Annotated in this window: 3 protein-coding genes; 2 read left to right on the top strand and 1 reads right to left on the bottom strand. The window is 37.3% G+C overall.

Going from position 1 to position 7,264, the window contains the following annotated elements; translation table 11 throughout:
* Nucleotides 1-69 precede the first annotated feature (69 nt).
* Nucleotides 70-291: a hypothetical protein gene (locus H6G44_RS13090; RefSeq protein WP_190387558.1), complete on the bottom strand. Its 222-nt coding sequence runs from the start codon at nucleotides 289-291 to the stop codon at nucleotides 70-72.
* Between the two features lie 958 nt (nucleotides 292-1,249).
* On the opposite strand from H6G44_RS13090, the gene H6G44_RS13085 reads away from it, so the two are divergent.
* Together H6G44_RS13085 and H6G44_RS13080 are read left to right on the top strand one after the other, a co-directional pair.
* Nucleotides 1,250-3,721, top strand: a complete 2,472-nt coding sequence (locus H6G44_RS13085; protein ID WP_190387588.1) for an ATP-dependent Clp protease ATP-binding subunit — start codon at nucleotides 1,250-1,252, stop codon at nucleotides 3,719-3,721.
* A gap of 167 nt (nucleotides 3,722-3,888) precedes the next feature.
* Entirely contained in the window at nucleotides 3,889-7,245 is a 3,357-nt protein-coding gene (locus tag H6G44_RS13080; RefSeq protein ID WP_190387559.1) for a type ISP restriction/modification enzyme, read from the top strand.
* The last annotated feature ends 19 nt before the right edge of the window (nucleotides 7,246-7,264 follow it).

The raw sequence follows: 7,264 nt of genomic DNA, 5'->3' as shown, positions 1-7,264 counted from the left end.
GGTTAATGCTATTACTGATGAAAATGCTCTCAATTGGTTTAATCATTGTGGATTGTTTTTTGACCCTATTTAGATAGCTATTCTTGTACTGGACTTGATATCAAACTGCTGTATGTTAAGCTGCAAATTAGGTGAATTATTTTCCGCAATTATCACTACTGGGCTAACTTGGCTAATAGGCGCTGGTTTCATATCCCGGTAATCAATAATTTGAACAACAATTAGGTATGCAATAGCCAGCAATATAGAAATTACACCTGTGATAATTGCAACTATCTGAGAACGGTTCATAGGTATTTCCTGAAAAATAAGTGGTTGAGAGGATATATTTATCTAAGTAATTTATTTCTTGAAAGTCTCTCAAATCAAGAGAGCAAAAATTTATGCTTTTGTTCACTGACTACAAATTTTAGACATAAAAAAGGCAATTCTACATTACAATATTAGCATCAAATGTCAAGAAGTCAATACCCTAGTAAAATCGTTAGCTTATTGATTATATTCTCAATAATATTGAGAATTAACCGATAATATTCTCAATAAACTGATAAATATGACTAAATGCGATTTTTTTGAAAAAGAGATATTTAAAAAACTTATATAGCATTTCCCAGGCTGGTGAGGTACAAATTTAGGACTTAAAAACGATATGTAATTCTTAGGCATTTCATGTCATCTGATTCTTTTATTCATTAAATTTGGAAAGTGACAGAAGAAGATATATAATTATGAGCTTAAATATATGGAGTTAGAAAAACTATGCGGTTAAGATTGAACTATTCGCTTAGATATCAGAGCTAAAGCCACTGAGGTTTAAGCTCACCGGATATTTCTGTAAAAAATTTTAACAAGCCGACTACGGTAAACCACATTTATGAAGATAAAATAAATTTTTTGTCCTGATGTTATATCAAAATATATTGTATTAAAATTTTTATTCATATAAAAAACTTATCATTAAGTTTTTTAATTTGACAATGGTAGATATTGTGTGATATTCATTCTTATTTGGGAGGGTCAATCAAAAACCCCACATCAATGGTCTATTGTTTGAATTTACCTCCCAAAATGCTGGTAGAATCACGCTCCTCAGTACACTAACTCCAGAAAAATAATTAATAGCCACTCATTAACCCATCAACCTGTGTCATGGTAATTGGATATCTAATATTGTTGATATAGATATCGAAAATTTTAGCCTGTGCTAAAATCAGCATACCGGCACGACGCAGGTGATGGGAAAAATGCCATGTTTGAACGCTTCACAGAAAAAGCCATTAAGGTAATCATGCTGGCCCAAGAAGAGGCCCGCCGTTTAGGTCACAACTTTGTCGGAACTGAGCAGATCCTCTTGGGTCTGATTGGCGAAGGTACAGGGGTGGCCGCCAAGGTGCTGAAATCAATGGGAGTTAATCTCAAAGATGCTCGCATTGAAGTTGAAAAAATCATAGGACGGGGTTCAGGCTTTGTCGCCGTAGAAATTCCGTTTACGCCACGGGCAAAACGGGTTTTAGAACTATCCTTGGAAGAAGCACGCCAATTGGGGCATAACTACATTGGTACCGAGCATCTGCTGTTGGGACTGATCCGCGAAGGGGAAGGTGTCGCAGCCAGAGTGCTAGAAAATCTGAATGTAGATTTGACCAAGGTAAGAACCCAAGTGATTCGGATGTTGGGAGAAACGGCGGAAGTTACGCCGGGTGGTCCCTCTGGTCGCACTAAAACCCCAACGCTGGATGAGTTTGGATCAAACCTGACTCAAATGGCCATAGATAACAAGCTCGACCCTGTGGTGGGACGCGCCAAGGAAATTGAGCGAGTCATCCAAATTTTGGGTCGCCGGACAAAAAACAATCCAGTTTTGATTGGTGAACCAGGTGTTGGTAAAACCGCTATTGCTGAAGGTTTGGCTTCACGCATCGCCAGTAAGGATATCCCTGATATCTTGGAAGATAAGCGTGTGGTCACTCTCGATATTGGTCTGCTGGTAGCAGGAACTAAATATCGCGGTGAATTTGAAGAACGTCTCAAAAAAATTATGGATGAAATCCGCTCTGCGGGTAATGTCATCCTGGTAATTGACGAAGTTCACACCTTAATTGGCGCGGGTGCGGCCGAAGGGGCGATTGATGCGGCTAATATTCTCAAGCCGGCTTTGGCGCGAGGTGAATTACAATGTATCGGCGCGACTACTTTGGATGAGTACCGTAAACACATTGAACGGGATGCGGCGTTAGAAAGACGCTTCCAGCCTGTCATGGTGGGTGAACCTTCTGTTGATGAAACAATAGAAATTTTATATGGTTTACGCGATCGCTACGAAGCACACCACAAGCTGAAGATATCTGATGAAGCACTGGTGGCGGCAGCTAAGTTGTCCGATCGTTACATTAGCGATCGCTATTTGCCAGATAAAGCCATTGATTTGGTGGATGAAGCCGGCTCACGGGTGCGCTTAATTAACTCCCAACTGCCCCCAGCAGCTAAGGAATTAGACAAGGAACTACGGCAAATCTTAAAAGAAAAAGATGATGCGGTCCGTTCTCAGGACTTTGATCGGGCGGGAGAATTGCGTGACCGGGAAATGGAAATCAAGGCCGAAATCCGCACTATTGCTCAAACTAAGAGTAACGGTGCTAGTGGTGACGGTATTGAACCCATAGTTACGGAAGAGGACATTGCTCACATTGTTGCTTCTTGGACTGGTGTACCAGTTAACAAACTCACTGAATCTGAGTCTGAAAAGTTGCTACACATGGAAGACACCTTACATCAGCGCCTCATCGGTCAAGATGACGCTGTGAAGGCTGTTTCCCGCGCTATTCGTCGCGCTCGTGTTGGTTTGAAAAATCCCAATCGACCGATTGCTAGTTTTGTCTTCTCAGGTCCTACTGGGGTGGGTAAAACTGAATTGGCGAAGTCCTTGGCCTCTTATTTCTTCGGTTCAGAAGAAGCGATGATTCGCTTAGATATGTCCGAATACATGGAGCGTCACACTGTTAGTAAGTTGATCGGTTCTCCTCCTGGTTATGTCGGTTACAACGAAGGTGGTCAGTTAACGGAGGCTGTCCGTCGTCGTCCTTACACTGTGGTGTTATTCGACGAAATCGAAAAAGCGCACCCCGATGTGTTCAATATGCTTTTACAAATTTTGGAAGATGGGCGTTTAACTGACGCGAAAGGTCGGACGGTGGACTTTAAGAACACTCTGCTGATTTTGACTTCCAATATTGGTTCTAAGGTAATTGAAAAAGGCGGTAGCGGTATCGGTTTTGAATTCTCTGAGGATGCGACTGAGACGCAATACAACAGAATTCGTTCTTTGGTGAATGAGGAACTGAAAAATTACTTCCGTCCTGAGTTCCTGAACCGGTTAGATGAAATTATCGTCTTCCGTCAATTGAACAAGATCGAAGTTACCCAAATTGCGGAAATCATGCTCAAGGAAGTGTTTGGTCGCTTGACGGAAAAAGGCATTGTCTTAGAAGTCACTGACCGCTTTAAAGACCGCTTGATAACTGAGGGTTACAGTCCTAGTTACGGTGCAAGGCCATTACGTCGGGCAATTATGCGCTTGTTGGAGGATAGTTTGGCGGAAGAAATTCTGTCTGGACGCATCAAAGACGGCGATACTGCTCTTGTTGACGTTGATGAAAATGGCATTGTCCAAGTTAGTTCTCAGCAAACACGGGAGTTGTTACCCCAAGGTGTTGAGTCTTAGTTAGGTTTTTTAATTGTTAATTGAACGGTGGAGGATTTCAGTTCTCTGCCGTTTTTTTTTGCTTTAGAAAATATAAAAGAGAACTAAATTTAGTAAAAAATTAATAACAGCCTACAAATAAATATATACTAAGATGATTAGACAATTATTATTAGAGTTTTTGTAATATGGCCAGTAATGCTGAAAGTCAATTTTTATCCAGTCTTCAAGACTATGCAAAAGACTTAACTACTAAATTTTCACTTTCTTCTGTCTCCTTTGGTGCAGAAGATCAATTAAAATCACCAATTGAACATTTGTTAAAATCAGCAGCAAATATTTTAAATTTATCTATTGTAGTAGTTACTGAAGTCCGAGAAAAGGTACTTTCAGGAAGGCCAGATATGGGAATAACAATTAATCGTCTTTTAATGGGACATATTGAATTAAAAGCACCAGGAAAAGGCGCAGATCCTAATAAATTGAAAGGAGATGATAAACAACAATGGGAAAAGTTTAAAAGTCTCCCAAATTTGATTTATACAGATGGTAATAGTTGGGGACTTTATCGCACAGGTGAAAAAATAGGAAAGACAATTAAATTTTCAGGAGATATTACTGCTAAGGGTGCATCAGCTATCACTGCTCAAAATGCTAATGATTTATTAATATTATTACGCGATTTTTTCAATTGGCAACCAATTGTTCCTTCTACACCTAAAGCTTTAGCAGAAATGCTTGCTCCTATTTGTCGCTTATTAAGAAAAGATGTTTTAACTGCTCTTGAAGATCCTGAATCTAATTTAAGTCAAGTAGCTAAAGATTGGCGACATTATCTATTTCCTGATGCAGATAATCAACAATTTGCGGATGCTTATGCTCAAACCTTAACCTATGCACTTTTATTAGCCAGATTTTCCGGTGCAGATGATTTATCTTTACCACAAGCTGTTAAAACTATTAGAACAGGTCATAATTTACTAGCGGATGCTTTAAAAATATTGGGTGATGAAGCAGCACGGGAACAAATAGAAGTTTCTGTAAATTTATTAGAAAGAATAATTGCAGCTATTGATATTACAGCACTAAATAAAGATGGTTCTGAAGATCCTTGGTTATATTTTTATGAGGATTTTCTGGCTAAATATGATCCAAAAATGCGAAAAGAAAGAGGTGTTTATTATACTCCCATTCCTGTGATTAAAACACAAGTTAGATTAGTAGCTGAATTATTAGCAGAACATTTTGATGCCGAATTTTCCTTTGTAGATGATAAAGTTATTACTTTAGATCCTGCTTGTGGTACAGGAACTTATATTTTAACAGCTATTAAACATGGACTGGATCAAATTAGTAATTTACGAGGAAAAGGAATGAGGGTTTCTGCTGCTACAAATGCGGCAGCAAATATTCACGCTTTTGAAATTTTAGTTGGTCCCTATGCTGTTGCCCATTTACGTCTAACTCAACAAATTTTAAGTGAAGGAGGGACTTTACCAGAAAATGGTGTTCATGTTTATTTAAGTGATACTTTAGAATCTCCTTACTCGGAATTAAGTGGTAATTTACCTTTAATTTATAAATCTTTAGGTCAAGAATATAAACGCGCTCAGAAGATTAAACAAAATACACCAGTTATGGTTTGTTTAGGAAATCCACCTTATAACCGTCAAACAATTGATGAAGATGATTTAATGAATCAAAAAAGAAAAGGTGGATGGGTAAGATTTGGAGATGATGAACAAAAGATTGATGAAAATGAGCAATTGATCAAAAAACGTCCTATTTTAGAGGATTTTCTTGAACCATTAACAGCACTGGGTTATGGTGTTCATGCTAAAAATTTATATAATGACTATGTTTATTTTTGGCGTTGGGCGTTGTGGAAAGTATTTGAGGCTAATGAAGAAAATAAAGCCGGAATTATCAGTTTTATTACTGCTTCTTCCTATTTGCGTGGACCAGGATTTGCGGGAATGCGAAAAGTGATGCGTCAAACATTTGATGAACTTTGGATTATTGATTTAGAAGGTGATAATTTAGGAGCAAGAAAAACCCAAAATGTATTTGCAATTCAAACTCCTGTGGCTATTGCTATTGGTGTTTGTTACCATCAACCTCAACCTGAAGTTCCTGCTAAAGTTCATTTTACACGAATTGATGGTACAACTGAAGAAAAATTAGCAATTTTAGAGAATATTCATTATTTTCAAGATTTACAATGGCGTGAATGTTCTACAAATTGGACTGATTTATTTTTACCTATTAGTAATACAGATTATTGGCAATGGGCAAAGTTAACTGATTTATTTCCTTGGCAAGAAAACGGTATTCAATTTAAGCGAACATGGACTATCGGTGAAAATAAGGAAGTTCTACAGGAACGGTGGAAAACTTTGATTAATGCTAGTAAATCACCAGGAACACAGAAAAAACTTTTTAAAGAAACAGATGCTAAAAAAATTAGTAAACAGTATCCTTCATTACAAGATAGAGGAAATTTATTAGCTCCCATTGCTAATTTACTATCAAAAGATTTACCTGTAGAACCAATTCGTTATGCTTATCGGAGTTTTGATCGTCAGTGGGCTTTATTAGATAATAGATTGTGCGATCGCCCTAGACCAAATTTACGACGTTCTCATGGTAATAGACAGGTTTATATGACAAGTTTATTAACTAATGTTTTAGGTAATGGTCCATCAGCAGTTGCTACTTCATTAATTCCTGATTTAGATCATTTTCGTGGTTCTTTTGGTGCTAAACATATTATTCCTCTGTGGAGAAATTCTGAAGCTACTGAACCTAATATTACTAATGGAGTTTTGCAAGTTATTAATAATATACTCAATGACAATATTTCCCCAGAGGATTTTTTTGCTTACTGTTATGGAATACTTGCAACTCCTAAATATGTAAAGGAATTTTGGAATGAACTAGAAACACCTGGTTCAAGGATTCCCATTACCAAAAATAGGGATTTATTTATTAAATTAGTAGAAATAGGACGCACTTTAGTTTGGTTACATACCTATTGCGAAAGGTTTGTTCCCAGTGGTAAAAAACCAGGTAAAATTCCTGTTGGTAGAGTTCGTTGTCAAATAGGAATACCCAATACAGTAAATGATTATCCCACAGAATTTGCTTATGATGTGGGTACACAAGAATTAAAAATTGGTAGAGGTGTATTTGAAAATGTTCGTCCTGAAGTTTATAATTTTAGTGTTTCCGGTTTAGAAGTTGTCAAATCTTGGTTAGCTTATAGAATGAGAGACGGTGCTGGTAAAAAGTCTTCACCTTTAGATGATATTCGTCCTCAAACTTGGCAATTTGATCATGAATTACTTGATTTACTTTGGGTTTTAGATGCTACAGTAGATTTATATCCTGAGTTATCTTCTTTATTTGATGAAGTGATTAAAAGTGAATTGTTTACATCTACTGAGTTTCCACAACCAACAGAGTTAGAAAAATCTAATTCTTTAGAAGTTAAGAGTGAGTTACCATTTTTAAATTTAGAAGAGGTAGATGAAGAAGATGAGTAAATACTTGGCTTTCTCCTAA

The sequence above is a fragment of the Aphanizomenon flos-aquae FACHB-1287 genome, from assembly GCF_014698755.1.
Lineage (GTDB): Bacteria > Cyanobacteriota > Cyanobacteriia > Cyanobacteriales > Nostocaceae > Dolichospermum > Dolichospermum flosaquae.
Note: the sequence above shows the minus strand (reverse complement) of the source record. Positions and strands in the feature narration are given on the sequence as shown.